Source organism: Cognaticolwellia beringensis, from assembly GCF_002076895.1.
GTDB classification, from domain to species: domain Bacteria; phylum Pseudomonadota; class Gammaproteobacteria; order Enterobacterales; family Alteromonadaceae; genus Cognaticolwellia; species Cognaticolwellia beringensis.
On sequence record NZ_CP020465.1, the window covers coordinates 2,552,325 to 2,570,366 of the forward strand.

Below are 18,042 nucleotides of genomic sequence, written 5' to 3' on the forward strand. Positions count from 1 at the left end.
AGATTAACGGACTATTTATTTGGAAAAATATACTTCTTAGCTAGAACTGCTTAGAAACCGGATAAAACGTTATTGACACTAAATAAACTAGTAAAGTTGTTACAATTAAGACGGTTATCTTGGTTTCGAGGTGGCAGGGTATAAAGTAGGGTGCCACTTGTTTTTCCATGCAACTAATTCAATAAAAACAAGTAGATAAGATCTGTATGGGCAGTATGATGTAATTGCAAGCTTATACATAGCTGTTCATAGCATTGTATAAGCTTGCAATGTATAAACACTGAAAGCCCTAAACCATATGGTTTAGGGCTTTTTAATAGATGTGTTGTTTGCAGATATTTCATAAAAACATCCTGAAATTCAAAAGAAGTAAGGGGGAGATCTAATGGTGTCGTTAGATTCGGATTCTAAATATTTCTCCATAATCATTTACTTCACGTGTATCAAGCTCAATAGTTGCAGGTTTTTTATAAGTTACTGATAATTAGGTGAATTTATTTACTTGTTCTAACTCTATGGTGAGGTTTTCATTCAATGCCTATATACAATGAATTCTACCCTCAAATCACATATTGCTAGTAAGGTTGAGAGGTTATCACGCGCTTAGCCACCAAAATTAAAGTGTAAGCGAGCCTGACAATATAACCTCATCAACTTTACCCGTAGAACAATGCAATTGACTAACGGGTATTTTTTATCCTTCCATCAAGCAAAGATAGGGCGATTATTTTCTCGTTAAATTTATTGATTTTTCAATCACAGCTGAAATAACTATGATCTTTTCAATTTATTATAAAGATAAAATCATTTAACGACTTCTAATATCGTTACAGACTGTGCCTGTCGTAAGACATCTTCTTTGTAAAACCACATCCGCTTTTTACCAAAGTTTTGATACATATCGAGTTGATCATACATATGTGGTGATGGAGTACCATCAGGGGCTATAAAGCCACTTTGACCAGGGGGAGCAACTTCGAACCCTTCAATTCGATCAGTATGAAATACTGTCATATTGTTTTCTGTGCCACGATTCTGCTCTATGGGTAAAGTTGCAGTAATAATTTCATTATTCTGCGGAATACCCATGAAGTTTTTGTAGTCAAAAGGTCTTGGGTAAAGTGCTAATCGCCATTGGTTAAAATCCAAGCCATATTCTTTGGTTAACTGTGCATAGGTTTTTTCTATCACTTGCTTAACAATGCTATGTGGTGATTCACCATTGAGTAGATCAACTTTAGTTTTACCCAATAATGCTTCATATGATGCCTTCAAGCCGCTAGATAAGTTCATCCCCGAATTAGTCGGTTTGTCGATACTTGGATAGCCAGTACCTTTAAAAAAAGCAAAACTGTCACCAAGATCATCATTCAGTACTTGATGGATCAAATTTTTGCTAAATTCTTGTATAAACAAATACTGTGGTTGATCATAGTAACCATCTTTGTTTTCATCAGTCGTGTCACGATCCCAAGCTTGTAACCATGTATTGATTTTATCAAGTTCATGGGTTTTGTTTTTTTGCACTGCTTCATTTATTAATGGCAGCATAAATTTAGCGACTAAATCACCGTAAGAGCTCTGCTGAATCAAGTCCCACGCTTCTTGAGGTGTGAACTTTTCTTTACTCGCTAATGCGTCTTGCAGGTAATCTACACGGTCAGCACTTGACCACGAATACCAAAATAAATCTGGATTTAATACGCCATGTGCTGGTTTATTGTTCCAGTTGGCAATAAAATGTGCTTCCGGGTTCATTGCCGATGGATTGTGAGAAAAGTCTTGTATGCCTAACCAATCCATTGAACCATCACCGTTAGCAGGTAAGCGATTGTCATGATGGGCTTGTCTTTGAGGGTAGTGACCCGTAAATGAGTAACCAATATTTCCCGCTCTATCGGCATAGTACCAATTAATACTGAGTGAGTGGTCATCAGCGTAATTGATCCATTCGTCATAATCACTGGCTGTTGCTTGATATAGCCACGCTAATAAAGATTTAACTTCACTACCGTCCCATGTCCGCTTTTTACTTACTGCAACTAAATTTTCACGATCGTAGGCAACTACTTGGCCATGTACAGAGCGAAAAAATTCCTGTTCATGAGTAGGAGCATCTTTCACTTTTATATTTTCGGTGCGTGACTCTAGCGCCTGAAATTCGCCATTGTATAAATAAGAGCGAGGGTCTGAAGGATTAAGCTCAAGCGTATACATATCAACAATATCGCCGGCTCCCCATGTCGCTCCCCAGCCAATATCAGCATTATGTCCAAATAAGATTACTGGATAAGCAAATGGTGTGTTACCCACTAAATCGAAACCTGCTCCGTGCAGACCAACCGAATAAGTATAGGCAGGATCAAACCAGCCAAATTGTGGTCCGTTGACGAGTACAGCATTTGCATCTTTGGTTTTTTCTTTACCAATAACATAACAATTACTAAACCCAGATATAGGTTTTGATGACAAGCCTTGTTCTAAAATAAAGTCAGGTAATTGTGAAGCATATTGTTGATATTCTTTTATGCTATGCTCAGGAGCTACCCAGTCATTTTCGCTGATAGATGTTGAAGTGCCACTTGTAAATCTAGGGTTTAAGTCATCAAATATCGCTTTGCCTTTTTCAGCACCAAAACGGGCAATAAGGTCCTTGATAATTTTAGCATTGTCTAATTCAGAGTTAAAATCCCCAAATCGATTCGCCATGGTGCCGACAAATATCATCACAACATCAAACGAATTCCATTGACTCGGTGTGAACTCAAAGTCGTTAAACTGTTTGGGCATTAAGGTACTGGGTTGTTTATTTATTTCTGCTATCCATGCATTCATCCCTGCAGCGTAACCAGCGAAAATCTCTTGATCTTTAGGGGATGTTTTTGCTAGTTGAGCTTTAATTGAGGAAGGTGAATATAGTCTTCGTGCATTAATATCAAACTCCAAATACTCTGCACCTAAAATTTCAGCTACAGAACCTTGAGTACTTCGTTTAGCCATTTCCATTTGAAATAGTCTATCTTGGGCAACACTGTATCCATAACCATAAAATAAATCGTGTGTGCTATCAGCATAAATATGAGGTGTACCGTATTCATCACGTAGAATTTTTACGTCAACGTCTTTACTACTAATGCTTTTTGGCTTGTCTGCACAAGCTGTCAGTAAACTGGTTAATAATAGGATATAAACAAGTGTTTTCATTATAATATGGCCTTAAAAATAGAAAAGAGAGGTTCCCCTCTCTTAAAGTTTGCTTAAGAATAAACTACCAAACGCGATAAGTAGCGGTTACACCAATAGTACGAGGAGCACCCCATACACCGATAACTCCAGGTCCAATTACATAGGAATGAGCGATGTAGTCTTCATCTGCTAGGTTTTTCACCCATAATGCTATTTCTAAATCTTCATCTTTTGAAACCCAACCAATTCTTAAATCGATTAAATCATGTTCATCAATAATCACGCGGTCATCTAAGTAATCGCGGCTTTGTTCGTCAACATGGGAATATTGAAGACGAACATCAAACTCACCCACTTCCGTTGGATGAAAATAGTTAGCTACAAGGCTGTAAGAATTTTCTGGAGCGGCTGTCAATGGTCTGCCAGAAATGTCATTTGCACCACTGTTAGTTACAATAATAAGATCATTAACTTCAGTATCTAAATATGCATAGTTACCGCTGAATGATAAGTTATCAGTAGCTATCCACTGGAAGTCAACCTCAAGGCCTTGAATATCAGCTGTACCTAGATTGTCGGTAATAAACGCACCAAATTCAGAGCCAGCAACTGGACCGAAACGTACTACTTGTAAATCTTTGTAATCTGTTTTGAAGGCAGTTGCATTGAAACGTAAGGTGTCATCCAATAAGTCGCCTTTGTAGCCTAGTTCAAAGTTAGTTGCTGTTTCTGGATCAACAGACACTGAAGCCGCTGTTTTAACACCTTGAGAGCCACCAAACCCACCACTTTTAAAACCCCTAGAGATAGTAGCGAATACCATGCTACTGCTATCAAGTTTATATTGTAGTGATGCCATTGGAGAGAAGTCACTCCAGGTTTCTTCAGGTGTAACTGTGAATGACTCTGCAACAATGTTTACGCTGCCGCCAATGCCGCCATCACATGCAAAGAAGTTTTCAAACTCTGTACCTGCTCTATCGCCACCACAATCTACCGCAGTAGCTAAGTAGTCTTTTTTGTCTTTAGTATATCGAGCACCTAAAGTAACGGTTGTTTTGTCGTTAATTTCAAAGTTACCTTGGCCATAAACGGCATAACTGGTTGCAGCGTTGTCAGATAATGTGTACTCATTACCTATTCGTGCTTGTGTACCTACGTCTTGTATTTTAAAGCCATCATAAGTACCTGCTTTAGTGATCCAAAACTCTTCTGAACGACTGGTGTCTTCAGTGAAGTAGAATGCGCCTACGGTGTAGTTAAAGTTATCACCAATGTTTGAAACCCAGCGAAATTCTTGTGAAAAACTATCAATATCTTCGTGAATCTCATCAACTAACTCATCCCAAGGTAAACCGATAGCACCAAGGCCAGTACCAATGGCGGCCATAGCCCAGTCAGACTCTGCGCTTCTTGAAGCTGTGATTGTTGTAAAGTTACCTGAGTCAAACTGGAACTCACCTGAAAGGCTGATGCCTGATGCTTCACGTTTGGCATATCCGTCGTATGGAGAAGCACTTTGACGTGCTTTTGTTACACCATTTGCCGCGGCAATATCAACAACAGGTGCGTTATTTGCAATAGGGGATCTACCCATATCAGCGCGGTCATCTTTCATGTAGTCAGCCGACAATGTCCACTCACCATTATCCGTATAATAGACTAACTGCCCACGTACAGAGTTTGTATCTTCATCTTGTAGTTTTGTTCCTAAGACAACATTATCTACAAAACCGTCATTTTGGCGATGTGTATAAGATAATTTACCTGATACATTATCGGTAATTGGACCAGAGATATAACCGGCATAACGCAATATACCTTCATTACCCACGGTAGCGCTTAATTTTGCGGTAACATCATCAGTTGGCTTTTTGGTAATAACGCTAATAACACCACCAATTGAGTTACGGCCAAATAACGTACCTTGAGGGCCTTTTAATACTTCAATACGCTCTAAATCAAACATATCAAAATTGATTGCCGCGCCTCGACCAATATATACGCCGTCGAGAAAAAGACCTACAGAGTTATCAATACCCGCGCCATCATCAGCCGAATTGATTCCGCGCATAGATAATAATGCTTGCCCTGGAGCAAATTCAGAGTAAGAAAAACCAGGTACAGATAATGCAATTTCAGATGCATCGTTAATATCCGCTTTCTCTAATTCTGCGCCACTAATTGCGGAAACAGAAATAGGAACATCTTGAATACTTTGTGTTCTGTGTTGTGAGGTAACTTGGATAACTTCTAGTTTTCCGTCTTTTTCTGGCTTTTCTTGCTCCTGACTTAACGCAAGTGATGAGTTAAGTAATAAGGGCGAAAGTAAGCATGCGTATGTTAGCTTGTTGAGTTTCATGTGCTTTACCTGTTTTTAGAGTGTTGTAAAAATTGAATTAAAGTAGCAGCAATTATTATTTTAATGATCACTTGCTGCGCTTACATCGGTGGCTAATTCAGATGCAATAAGTTGCGCATCGAATTTTGAACGATCTTGTTCAGCAGCTGCACTTTTATCTAGTTTAGAAACGATAAACATAGTTATAAAGGCGGCTACCATTGTGAATAGAGCAGGGTAGTCGTACGGAAAAATTGCTGATTCAGCACCGATAATACTGACCCATACTTTAGGGCCAAGAATTATTAATGTGACTGAGCTAATAAAGCCCACAATGCCACCCACGACGGCCCCTCGGGTGGTAAAACCACGCCAAAACATTGCTAACAAAAGAATTGGGAAATTAACCGAGGCTGCTATTACCAAAGGCATTACAGCGATAAAAGCGACATTTTGTTTTTGAAAAAGGATACTGACACCCATGCCAATTAAACAAAATGAAACTGCTGCAATTCGAGTGAGTTTTAATTCTTTCTCTGGCTCTGGCTTACCCTTACAAATAAGTTCAGCGTAAACGTCATGGGCCACAGTTGCAGAGCCTGCAACAATTAAACCAGCGACTACTGCCAAAATGGTAGCGAAGGCGACCGCAGACATAAAGCCCATGAGTACATCACCACCAAGGACTTTTGCTAGGTGAATAGCAACCATATTTGTGCCGCCAATAAGTTGGCCATCAACAAAAAACTCTGGATTGGTTGAAACTAGTATTATTGCGGCAAAGCCAATAAGAATGATCATGCCATAGAAATAGCCCATGATGCCTGAGGCATATAAAACTGACTTTCTGGCCGTTTGCATATCAGGAACAGTGAAAATACGCATTAAAATGTGTGGTAAACCTAATAGCCCACACATCATAGTAATCGCGATGGTTATTGCTTGTATTGGGTCGGTAAAGAAACTTCCAGGTTGCACGATTAGATCGCCTCTTGGATGTACCTTTACGGCTTCGGAAAATAAACTATTAATGTCGAATTTCAATATAACTAATAAAAGAATACACATTAACGTAGCGCCAAGTACGAGCAATACAGCTTTAACTATTTGCACCCATGTTGTTGCTAACATGCCACCTACTGTGACATATACCATGACTAAAATGCCTATAAACAGCACAGCTACTTCGTATGAAAGTCCAAACAATAGCTCAATTAACTTACCTGCTCCCACTAACTGGGCTACGAGGTAAAAGATGATTACGGTGATAGAACCCACTGTGGCAATAGCTCTAATTGGTCGTTGTTGTAGTCGGTAAGAAACCACATCGGTGAAAGTAAAGCGGCCTAAGTTTCTAACTCGTTCAGAGATTATAAATAGCATCAGTGGCCAACCAGCCAATGCGCCAACAGCTAATATAAGACCGTCAAAACCCGCGGTATAAATGAGTCCTGTGATACCTAAAAACGATGCTGCTGACATAAAGTCGCCAGCTATTGCGGTACCGTTTTGTCCAGCAGTGATCTGCCCGCCTGCGGTATAGAATGCTGTACTAGAAGTTGTTCGCTTTGAAGCCCAGTAGCTAACACCTAGGGTAAATAGCACAAATAATACGAATGTTGTAATAGAGGCTGGGTTGATACCTCCATCTACCGCTAAAACTTGATTCGAATATATAAAAGTTATAATCGCTATTAAGAATTTCACAGTGATAGCTCCTTTCTTGCTTTCTTCTGTAATACATCTAAATACCGTTCGCTGACAGTGGTATAAACATATTGAAGTATCACCATAGTGATAAGCACTAGAACTGTTGCAGGAATACCAATGGGTATTGAACTATCTGCAGAAATAGGTGATGCAAACCAATCTTGGTACAGCACCATGCCACCAATGAAAAATGAATAACTTAAAAGTAAAAGTAAAGTCATCGTAATTCGCACTCTCCTGCGTGCTCTTAATAACGCTTGGAAACTGGATGATTGTAAAATTTCTGCAGTTGAATGAGGCATAAGTATCCTATTTGTTTCTATTATCTAGAACGCGTTGTGCTTTGCCTTCAGAGCGATCGATGCTGTGTGGAGGGGTAATAACGACTGAAGAAGAAATACCAACATAAGTTTTAATTTGTGTCAGTAATGTTTTTTCTAATCCGCGTTGTACTTCATGTGAAATAGCCTTAGTACTTTCAACATAAATAGTAACGCTATCTAAATTTCCCTGTTTTGTTAATTCGATTTGATAATGTGGTGCAAGACCATCCACTTTACATATCAACTCTTCAATTTGACTTGGAAAAACGTTCACGCCTCGAATGATCATCATGTCATCACTGCGGCCATTAATTTTATCCATTCGGCGCATAACTCTACTTGTACCTGGCAGGAGTCGAGTTAAATCACGGGTACGATAACGGATAACTGGCATCGCTTCTTTTGTTAAGCTGGTAAATACTAATTCACCTTCTTCACCATCTTCCAATACTTCGCCTGTTACAGGGTCGATAATTTCAGGATAAAAATGGTCTTCCCAAATCGTGAGACCATCTTTTGTTTCGATACATTCTTGTGCAACACCTGGTCCCATGACTTCTGATAAACCGTAGATATCAACAGCATCGATGCCCAGAGAGCTCTCCATTTGGTGACGCATTGCTTCTGTCCATGGCTCTGCTCCGAAAATACCTGTACGCAGATTTAATTTACTCATATCTACTTTTTGACGGACGAGTTCGTCGGCAATGTTTAGCATATAAGAAGGCGTAACCATGATGATGTCAGGATTAAAATCTTGAATAAGTTGCACTTGTTTTGCAGTTTGTCCGCCACTCATAGGCACAACAGTACAGCCTAAGCGTTCGGCACCATAATGTGCGCCCATACCACCAGTAAATAGACCATATCCATATGAAATATGCACAATATCCTTAGGTCGTCCGCCTGCAGCATAAATTGAGCGGGCAACGATATCTGCCCAAGTGTCTATATCTTTTTGAGAATAACCTACAACAGTTGGTTTACCGGTTGTGCCACTTGATGCATGTAAACGAACAATATCTTCATTAGGAAGCGAGAACATGCCAAATGGATAGTTATCGCGAAGATCAGCTTTAGTTGTAAAAGGAAATTTACTTAGATCTGATAAGTCTACTAAATCATCTGGATGAACACCTGCTTCATCGAACTTACGCTTATATACAGGAGAGTGAGTATAAACATGGTTTAAGGTTTTCTTTAAACGCTTCAATTGCAGTGCAATTAACTCATCTTTACTGGCGTTCTCAATCGCGTGAAGGCCTATTTTACTTCCGGTCATGTTTGTTTTGTCCTTGTCGTGTATCATTTACTTTTGAATTAAGTGTTTGTTTTTGTGGTTTTAATTTAAATAACTTGTTTGTTATGATTCATTTTATTGATATATATAACCATTTGTGTATTATATTTGCAATGATTATTTAAGCACAGTTTAAATTTATAAGATGTTTCTTGTAAGTTAATTTATTTGATAGGTGGAATGTATGAAAACGAGCAGTTATGTATATGGGCAATGGTTTGATGGTCAAGGAAACACTGTTGAAGTCAAGAGTTCATTAACCGGTGAAGTTATCAGCCTTGTGGATAGTAGTGGGATGGATTTTTCTGAGGTGGTTGGATACGCTAAACGTGTTGGTGGTAAGAAGTTACGTGAGATGACAGTACATGAGCGTGCAGAAGCTTTAAAAGCGTTAGGACTTTATTTATTAGAAAATAAAGCTAAATACTATCAAGTATCACATCAATCAGGAGCCACTAAAGCTGACAGCTGGGTTGATATCGAGGGTGGTATAGGCACCATGTTAAGTTATTCTAGCTTGGCCCGTCGAGAATTGCCCAATGAAACTTTTATTGTTGAAGGCGATATTGAAGTCTTATCAAAGCATGGTAGTTTTGTTGGTCAACACATATTAACCTCTAAACCTGGCGTATCTGTTCACATAAATGCATTTAACTTCCCTTGTTGGGGCATGCTGGAAAAAATAGCCCCAAGTTTACTCGCAGGTGTCCCTGTTATTGTTAAGCCTGCGACAGCAACAGCTTATGTTACTTATGCAATGGTTCGAGATATTATTGCTTCAGGTTTACTCCCTGAAGGAGCTTTACAGCTTATATCAGGTAGAACGGGAGATTTATTGGACCATCTTGATGAGCAAGACGTTGTCACCTTCACTGGCTCTGCTGTAACGGGACAAATGCTCAAAGGACATCCAAATATAGCCGCAAACAATATTCCGTTTAACATGGAAGCTGATTCATTAAACTGCTCTATTTTAGGCGAAAGCGTAGAAAAAGATGATCCTGAGTTTGACTTATTTATAAAAGAAGTTGTTCGTGAAATGACCGTTAAAGCAGGCCAAAAGTGTACTGCCATCAGACGGACTATTGTGCCGGCAAGTAAAATTGATATGGTTCAAGCTGCACTTATTGCAAGGTTAGAAAAAGTTACGTTAGGTGACCCGAGTGTAGAAGGAGTTCGAATGGGTTCGCTCGTAGGTACAGATCAACGCGAAGATGTTAGTCAACAAGTTGCCAAACTTTTAAAAACTTGTGACCTAGTTTTTGGTGGCAATGACGCCGAATTTGAAGTGATTAGCGCTAAACCAGACGCTTTTTACCCTCCAACCTTATTAAGATGCAACACGCCACTAACCGATAACTCACCACATGAAATTGAAGCTTTCGGTCCTGTTACTACTCTTATGCCTTACAACTCGTTAGAAGAAGCCATTGCCATTGCTAAACTTGGCAAAGGTAGCTTAGTGGGGTCAGTAATAAGTTACGACAATGATGAAATAAAGCAACTGGTACTTAATGCTGCTTCTTATCACGGTCGTATGCTCGTGCTTAATAGAGACTGTGCTAAAGAATCAACCGGTCATGGCTCACCATTAGCCGTATTAGTGCATGGTGGACCTGGCCGAGCGGGTGGCGGGGAAGAGTTAGGTGGTTTACGTGCTATTAAACATTATATGCAGCGAACCGCTATTCAAGGCTCTCCTACAACACTAATGGCGATAACAAATGAATATGTTAAAGGAGCACAAACTGTTTCTTTTGATAAACATCCATTTAGAAAATATTTTGATGAACTTATGATTGGTGAAAGCTTAACCACTCATCGACGTACAGTTACTGAAGCCGATATTGTTAATTTTGGTTGTTTATCAGGTGACCATTTTTATGCTCATTTTGATGAAACCGCTGTAGAAGACTCATTTTTTGGTAAGCGCGTAGCACATGGCTATTTTTTAATATCAGCTGCTGCAGGTATGTTTGTTGACCCAGGTAAAGGTCCTGTCATCGCAAACTATGGGTTAGAGAATCTACGTTTTATTGAACCTGTAGGCATTGGCGATACTATTCAAGTAAAACTAACGGCTAAACGTAAAATCAAAAAAGCTAAGCGACCAGATGATAAAACGGCAACGGGTGTCGTGGTATGGAATGTTGAAATTTACAATCAACATGAAGAAATGGTTGCACTATACGACATCATGACGCTTGTTGAACGTCATGATGATTAGCGCTAATTTTTAGTTTTAGGTGAATGAGTACTCTGAATGAAACGAGGGCGTTGGTCTTGAACGGTTGTCAAGGCTTCGACTTCTTGAAGGCTGCTATGACAGCGAGTCGACAAGTGTTGATATTCCTGCGTGCCGTTGGTTTTCCATTCAACTTCTTTATCGCTCAACGTGCGCTTGATGGCCGCGGGTGTACCGGCTATCAAGCTTCTTGGTGGGCAAGTGAAATTGCCTTTAACGAACGAACAAGCGGCGACCAAGCTATCAGCACCAATGATAGCTTTATCCATGATGACGCTATTCATACCGACAAGTGCATTGCGGCCAATAGTACAACCGTGCAAAACAGCGCCATGACCAATATGACCATCTTCTTCAACGATGCAATCTTGGTTAGGGAAGCTATGTGCAACGCAGTTATCTTGAATATTAGCGCCCTTGTGCATAACTATTCGGCCAAAGTCTCCGCGCAAAGAAGCGCCAGGACCTACATAACAGTTAGCACCAATAATAACATCGCCTATCAATGTAGCGGTTGGATGAACAAATGCAGTGGGATCAACCACAGGATGAAGATCTTCAATAGCGTATATAGGCATACTTTCCCTTTTTAAATAAATTACTTGTCGCTGAATGGGCAATTAGATTAAGGACTTTTATGAAATTTTCAACCATTAAATTTACCCAGCAAGATGGCTATGCAACTTTAACGCTTAACCGACCTGATTCATTAAATAGTTTTAACCAAGCTATGCATCAGGAGGTTAGAGCCGCGATTAAGCGTACTCGTGAAGATGAAAGTATACGCTGTTTGCTAATTACCGGCTCAGGGCGTGGTTTTTGTGCAGGTCAAGATCTCAGTGACCGTGAAGTATCTGACCCTTCACAAGCTGTTGACCTTGGCGAGTCAGTTGAAAAAAATTATAACCCATTAATTCGTGCAATTATGGGCTTAGAAAAGCCTGTGATATGTGCGGTAAATGGAGTAGCTGCAGGTGCTGGAGCTAGTATCGCTTTGGCTTGTGATATTGTATTAGCAGCTAAGTCAGCTAGCTTTATTCAAGCTTTTAGTAAAATAGGTTTAGTGCCAGATTCTGGTGGCACTTTCAATTTACCTCGCGCCCTTGGCTTACCTCGAGCGAAAGCACTTGCCTTACTTGGCAGTAAAATCAGCGCTGAGCAGGCTGAAAAATGGGGATTAATTTGGCAATCGGTCGAAGATGATAAATTACAAGAAGAAGCGCTTTTACTTGCCCAGCATTTCGCTACTCAGCCAACCTTAGGTCTTGGAAAAATAAAGCTACTCCTTAATGAATCTTTTAATAACCCTTTGCACCATCAACTTGAATTAGAAAAGGGGGCGATGCAAATGCTTGGTCAAACAGAGGATTACCAAGAAGGTGTCTCTGCGTTTATGGAAAAGCGTAAACCTGAATTCAAAGGTAAATAAATATGCAAGCTTCAGAACTCGCTAATGCCTGTGCACAACACATGCATGCAAATGATAGGTTATCTCAATCCTTAAATATGGAAATTAAACAAGTGGGTGAGGGGAGTGCTGTCGTGACAATGACGGTTAACGAAACAATGGTTAACGGCCACCAAACTTGTCACGGAGGCATGATTTTTAGCCTAGCCGATTCAGCTTTTGCTTTTGCTTGCAATTCTCAAAATAAAGCGGCAGTTGCAGCAAACTGCACTATCGACTTTCTTCGACCTGCAATGCTAGCAGATGTACTTACCGCAACTGCAACGGTGCAATATCAAGGACGAAGAACAGGAATATATCAAACATTAATTGTTAATCAGCATGACAAGCTCATCGCTATTTTTAAAGGTAATTCAGCACGCTTGGGTAGTGCTGTACTTCAGTCATCATCAGAGGAAATAATATGAAAATCGCATATATTTGTGACGCTATTCGAACACCATTTGGCCGTTACGGAGGGGCGCTCTCATCAATTCGAGCCGATGATCTTGGCGCTATCCCGCTTAGAGAACTCATGAAGCGTAATCCCCAAGTCGCATGGGGAGACGTTGATGATGTGTATTATGGCTGTGCAAATCAAGCTGGTGAAGATAATAGAAATGTGGCACGAATGAGTGCCTTGTTAGCGGGGTTGCCTGAGACTGTTCCGGGGACAACGATTAACCGTTTGTGTGGATCAGGTATGGATGCCATAGGCACAGCAGCAAGAGCTATCATTAGTGGCCAAAACGAGCTTGCAATTGCCGGTGGCGTTGAATCTATGTCACGTGCACCTTTCGTTATGGGTAAAGCCGATTCTGCATTCTCAAGAAAGGCTGAGATATTTGACACCACCATAGGTTGGCGCTTTGTAAACAAGCAGATGAAAGCGGAATACGGTGTTGACTCTATGCCTGAAACTGCGGAAAACGTAGCAGAGCATTTTAATATTAGCCGCGAAGATCAAGATGCTTTTGCACTGCGAAGCCAGCAGAAAGCAGCCCACGCGCAAGCTAGTGGTCGTTTCGATCGAGAAATTGTCCCCGTTATCATCAAGCAACGAAAAAAAGATGACGTCATTTTCGACCGTGATGAACATCTACGTGAAACTACAATTGAAGCTTTAGCCAAACTAGGTACACCATTTAGGGAAGGCGGTAGTGTTACTGCAGGTAATGCCTCCGGTGTAAATGATGGTGCTGTCGGCCTGTTGTTAGCGAGTGAAAGTGCTGCTGCTAAATATGGCCTTACGCCAATGGCAAAAGTGGTAGGAATGGCATGCGCAGGTTTAGCCCCTAACATTATGGGCTTTGGCCCCGCACCTGCAACGAAAAAAGTGTTACAGCAAACAGGTTTGACACTTGAGCAAATGGATGTGATTGAATTGAATGAGGCTTTTGCTTCACAAGGCCTAGCGGTGTTAAGAGATTTAGGTTTGGATGACGATGCAGCACAAGTAAATCCAAACGGTGGCGCCATTGCGCTTGGTCATCCTTTAGGTGCAAGTGGCGCACGTTTAGTTATGAGTGCAGTGCATGAACTTCAGATTAAAAAGGGTCGCTATGCGCTTTGCACTATGTGCATTGGTGTTGGTCAAGGCATCGCAATGATCATTGAGAGAGTATAAATAAAACATCTACCTAAAGTGTTACATGTTAAATGGAATATGAAAATTAATGTAACATTTTAATTGATTTAGTCATTATGATACATTATATTTGATTGTGTGGTTCAAGGTGTAACATTTAAGTAAGTATAAGAGGTTTGTATGAACAGTTCATTAAGTGACTTAGAACAAGCATTTCAAGCAAAGATTGACGCTGAACAAAAAATCGAGCCAAAAGATTGGATGCCTGCAAAATATCGCAGCAATTTGGTACGCCAAGTATCTCAGCATGGGCATTCTGAAGTCATTGGTATGCAACCAGAAGGAAACTGGATAACGCGAGCACCAAGCTTGCGCAGAAAAGCGGTATTACTTGCTAAAGTGCAAGATGAAGCAGGCCATGGGTTATATCTTTATTCGGCAACAGAAACACTTGGTACTTCTCGCGCCGAGTTAATCGAGGCGTTACAAACCGGCAAAGCTAAATATGCATCAATATTTAATTACCCAACTCAAACATGGGGCGATATAGGTGCTATCGGTTGGTTAGTGGACGGTGCTGCGATTTGCAATCAAGTATCACTCCAAAGAACCTCTTATGGTCCTTATGCACGCAGCATGATCCGTATTTGTAAGGAAGAAAGTTTTCACCAACGCCAGGGCTATCAAATAATGATTGAATTGGCTAAAGGGACACCTGCGCAAAAAGCGATGGCTCAAGACTCTCTTAATCGTTTTTATTGGCCTTCATTAATGATGTTTGGACCACACGATTCTGACTCTGCACATTCTGCGCAGTCGATGAAGTGGAAAATAAAACGTGAAACTAACGACGATTTACGTCAAAAATTTATAGATCAAACCGTTCCACAGATTGAGTATTTAGGCCTTGAACACCCAGATAAAGACTTAAAATGGAATGAAGAGCGCGGACATTACGATAATGGTGAAATTGATTGGGAAGAATTTACTAGTGTTATTAATGGCAACGGCCATTGTAACCGCCAACGTATAAGTCACCATGTCGCAGCGCATGAGGAAGGTAGTTGGGTGCGTGAAGCACAAAACGCTTATAACAAAAAAATGAAAGCCCGACGTGCAAGCGCGGCCTAGGATAATCAAATGAGTTTAGAAAATTTAGAATTGTTTGAAGTTTTTGTGCGTTCAAGTCGTGGACTTGATCATAAACATGTAGGCAGTCTGCATGCGGAAGATCACGCACATGCTGTTGACTATGCACGCGACTGTTATACCAGACGTAGTGAGGGTGTAAGTATTTGGGTGGTAAAGTCGAGTGATATTTCTTCTTCACAAGAAGATGATGCACCAGAGTTCTTCGATCCTTCAGACGACAAGCCTTATAGGCATGCCACTTATTATCCACTTCCAAAAGAAATCGACAACATGTAACCAATGGGCATTGAGATGGCAGAACTAAAAGATAAAATTCAACAATACGCGACTCGCTTAGGCGATGATAGCCTTGTCCTAGGGCATCGTATTTCAGAGTGGACAAGTCATGGTCCTTTTCTAGAGGAAGACATTGCACTTGGCAACGTAGCGCTAGACTATGTAGGGCGCGCAAGAATGTTTTATAGCTACGCTGCAGAACTTGCTGGTGAAGGAAAAACTGAAGATGATTTTGCGTATCTACGTGATGAAAGAGAATTTCAGAATTATTTGATCAACGAACTCCCTCGTGGTGATTTCGCCTTTACGATTGTGAGACAGTTGTTTGTGGATGTTTATTTTAATTACTATCTTACAGAATTAAAAAAATCTAAAGATCCTGAGTTAGCCGCAATCGCGACTAAATCTCTTAAGGAGACGCGCTATCACCTTCGCAGAAGCCGAGATTGGACGATACGCTTAGGTATTGGTACTGAAGAAAGTAAAACCAGAATGACTAAAGCGCTTAACGATTTGTGGGGATATACACATGAACTATTTGAGCCAGACGAACTCGAGATTGAGTTAATTGAACTAGGCATCGCTGTTGATATGCGTGAACTCAAAGCAAACTGGTTAAGTGATATAAAAGCCATAGTCAAAGAGGCAGAACTTGAAATACCTGATGCTGAGTGGGCTGTTCGTGGTGGTCGCGAGGGTTTTCATACCGAACACCTAAGTATGTTACTGACCATTATGCAAAGTGTGCACAGAGCAAACCCTGGTGCAAATTGGTAACTATGAATATAATTCCGAGTATCTCGCCGGCGTTGCATGACAAAATTCAGCGACGAAATCATTCTAATTATGTCGAAATTTGGACATTACTCGATGCTGTCTGCGACCCAGAAATTCCAGTATTGTCTATTTGGGATATTGGCATATTGCAAGATATTGAATATGTTGAGGGTAAATATAAAATCATTATAACGCCTACATATTCAGGTTGCCCTGCAGTTGATGCGATAAAGGAAGATATCGCTAAACAGCTAGAAGATAACAAAATACTTAATTATGAGATTAAGACCCGGTTGTCGCCTGCTTGGACAACTGATTGCATGACACTAGAAGGCAATAACAAACTGCGTGAATATGGCATTGCACCTCCAGTAGATGTGCCCAATGGTTGTGCTCTACATGTTACGCCAACCGAGAATGTACTTTGTCCTCATTGCCGCTCTAGAAATACGACTATTATCAGTGAATTTGGTTCAACTTCGTGTAAAGCCTTATTCAAATGTAATGATTGCTACGAGCCATTTGATTTTTTCAAATGTATCTAATTTATTATCAGGACTTATTATGTCAGATACCCGTTTCTACCCTTTAACAATAAGCGCTGTAACACCCGAAACCGAAACCGCTATATGCATTAGTTTTAATGTGCCAGCTGAACTTAAAGAAACCTTTGCATTCACTCAGGGGCAGTTTTTAACCCTCAGTGCTATTATCGATGGTAAAGAAGTACGTAGAGCTTATTCAATATGTTCTGGAGTCGATGATGGTGCTTTAAAGGTCGGTATCAAGCGTGTTGATGGCGGTGTCTTTTCTAACTATGCTAACGATAATTTTAAACCGGGTACTCAAGTAAACGTACTGCCGCCACAGGGATCATTTTTTACCCAGCTAAATAGTGATAATCAAAAACGCTATATGTGCTTAGCGGTTGGAAGTGGCATAACCCCAATTTTGTCGATCACTAAATCTATTCTATCTAGGGAGCCGAAAAGCTTTGTAACTCTATTGTACGGAAATCGTCAAACTTCACAGATGATGTTCAAAGAAGAGTTAAGTTTCCTTAAGAATCACTATCTCGAACGCTTACAGTTGATACACATTATGAGCATGGAAGACCAAGGCACTGATTTACTTGCGGGCCGCATCGATAATAAGAAGGGCTATAAGCTACAAAAGTCAGGATTAATTAATATTAAAAATACTGACGATGTATTTATTTGTGGGCCAGAGTCGATGATGTCAGAGGTCTCACATGGCTTCAGACAAGAGGGCTTATCAGACGATAGTATTCATTACGAGCTCTTTGGAAGTTCTGCTGATGATGCCCAAGAAGCATTGAAAAAAGCGAAAGCTCGTCGAGAAAAATTCGGTGATGATAAAGCCAGTAAAATAAGTCTTCGTGCCGATGGACGGATGATTACATTTCCATTATCGACGGTCGGTGAAAATATTTTAGATGCCGGTATGCGTAATGGTATAGAGCTACCGTATTCCTGTAAAGCAGGTGTGTGTTCGACATGTAAAGCTAAATTGGTAAAAGGCACCGTAGATATGGATATTAGTCACGGTTTAGAACCTCACGAGATTGAAGCTGGATATATTCTCACTTGTCAGTCACACCCAACGTCAGATGAGGTTGAGGTGGATTTTGATAAGAGATAAACTGAAGGTCACTTTACCTATCAAGAATAAAAAAA

General features: G+C 40.4%; 15 protein-coding genes. 9 read left to right on the forward strand and 6 right to left on the reverse strand.

Features of this window, described 5'->3' with window-relative positions:
* Positions 1–804: 804 nt before the first annotated feature.
* The 5 genes from B5D82_RS10895 to paaK form a co-directional block, all read right to left on the reverse strand.
* Positions 805–3,204 carry a penicillin acylase family protein gene (locus B5D82_RS10895; protein ID WP_081151496.1) on the reverse strand — a complete coding sequence of 800 codons (2,400 nt, stop codon included), beginning with the start codon at positions 3,202–3,204 and terminating at the stop codon, positions 805–807.
* Between the two features lie 64 nt (positions 3,205–3,268).
* The gene (locus B5D82_RS10900) at positions 3,269–5,548 is read right to left on the reverse strand and encodes a TonB-dependent receptor (protein WP_081151498.1); all 2,280 of its coding nucleotides are present in this window, start codon (positions 5,546–5,548) and stop codon (positions 3,269–3,271) included.
* A 60-nt stretch (positions 5,549–5,608) separates the two neighbouring features.
* A complete protein-coding gene (locus tag B5D82_RS10905; protein WP_094122797.1) occupies positions 5,609–7,234 on the reverse strand; it encodes a sodium:solute symporter family transporter in 1,626 nt (541 codons plus the stop codon).
* Positions 7,231–7,539: a DUF485 domain-containing protein gene (locus B5D82_RS10910; RefSeq protein WP_081151502.1), complete on the reverse strand. Its 309-nt coding sequence runs from the start codon at positions 7,537–7,539 to the stop codon at positions 7,231–7,233. The genes B5D82_RS10905 and B5D82_RS10910 overlap by 4 nt, the downstream gene beginning before the upstream one ends.
* A 7-nt stretch (positions 7,540–7,546) precedes the next feature.
* Positions 7,547–8,842 (reverse strand): phenylacetate--CoA ligase PaaK, encoded by a 1,296-nt coding sequence (paaK, locus tag B5D82_RS10915; RefSeq protein WP_081151503.1) that lies wholly within the window; start codon positions 8,840–8,842, stop codon positions 7,547–7,549.
* 202 nt (positions 8,843–9,044) lie between these two features.
* Between paaK and paaZ the strand changes: the two genes are divergently transcribed.
* Positions 9,045–11,087 (forward strand): phenylacetic acid degradation bifunctional protein PaaZ, encoded by a 2,043-nt coding sequence (gene paaZ, locus B5D82_RS10920; protein WP_081151505.1) that lies wholly within the window; start codon positions 9,045–9,047, stop codon positions 11,085–11,087.
* Positions 11,088–11,089: 2 nt separating this feature from the next.
* Here paaZ and B5D82_RS10925 read toward each other — a convergent pair whose 3' ends face one another.
* On the reverse strand, positions 11,090–11,683 hold the full coding sequence (locus tag B5D82_RS10925; RefSeq protein WP_081151507.1) for an acyltransferase: 594 nt from the start codon (positions 11,681–11,683) through the stop codon (positions 11,090–11,092).
* 59 nt (positions 11,684–11,742) lie between these two features.
* On the opposite strand from B5D82_RS10925, the gene paaG reads away from it, so the two are divergent.
* From paaG to B5D82_RS10965, 8 genes are all read left to right on the forward strand, one after another.
* Positions 11,743–12,534, forward strand: a complete 792-nt coding sequence (gene paaG, locus B5D82_RS10930; RefSeq protein WP_081151508.1) for a 2-(1,2-epoxy-1,2-dihydrophenyl)acetyl-CoA isomerase PaaG — start codon at positions 11,743–11,745, stop codon at positions 12,532–12,534.
* 2 nt (positions 12,535–12,536) lie between these two features.
* A complete protein-coding gene (paaI, locus tag B5D82_RS10935) occupies positions 12,537–12,980 on the forward strand; it encodes a hydroxyphenylacetyl-CoA thioesterase PaaI (protein WP_081151510.1) in 444 nt (147 codons plus the stop codon).
* On the forward strand, positions 12,977–14,179 hold the full coding sequence (gene pcaF, locus B5D82_RS10940) for a 3-oxoadipyl-CoA thiolase (RefSeq protein WP_081151512.1): 1,203 nt from the start codon (positions 12,977–12,979) through the stop codon (positions 14,177–14,179). Before paaI ends, pcaF begins: the two co-directional genes overlap by 4 nt.
* A gap of 141 nt (positions 14,180–14,320) precedes the next feature.
* Positions 14,321–15,271, forward strand: a complete 951-nt coding sequence (gene paaA / locus B5D82_RS10945) for a 1,2-phenylacetyl-CoA epoxidase subunit PaaA (protein WP_081151513.1) — start codon at positions 14,321–14,323, stop codon at positions 15,269–15,271.
* Positions 15,272–15,280: 9 nt separating this feature from the next.
* Positions 15,281–15,568 carry a 1,2-phenylacetyl-CoA epoxidase subunit PaaB gene (gene paaB, locus B5D82_RS10950; RefSeq protein WP_081151515.1) on the forward strand — a complete coding sequence of 96 codons (288 nt, stop codon included), beginning with the start codon at positions 15,281–15,283 and terminating at the stop codon, positions 15,566–15,568.
* 15 nt (positions 15,569–15,583) lie between these two features.
* Positions 15,584–16,345 (forward strand): 1,2-phenylacetyl-CoA epoxidase subunit PaaC, encoded by a 762-nt coding sequence (paaC, locus tag B5D82_RS10955; protein ID WP_081154453.1) that lies wholly within the window; start codon positions 15,584–15,586, stop codon positions 16,343–16,345.
* Between the two features lie 2 nt (positions 16,346–16,347).
* On the forward strand, positions 16,348–16,890 hold the full coding sequence (paaD, locus tag B5D82_RS10960) for a 1,2-phenylacetyl-CoA epoxidase subunit PaaD (RefSeq protein ID WP_081151516.1): 543 nt from the start codon (positions 16,348–16,350) through the stop codon (positions 16,888–16,890).
* A gap of 19 nt (positions 16,891–16,909) precedes the next feature.
* Positions 16,910–18,007, forward strand: a complete 1,098-nt coding sequence (locus B5D82_RS10965) for a 2Fe-2S iron-sulfur cluster-binding protein (protein WP_081151518.1) — start codon at positions 16,910–16,912, stop codon at positions 18,005–18,007.
* The last annotated feature ends 35 nt before the right edge of the window (positions 18,008–18,042 follow it).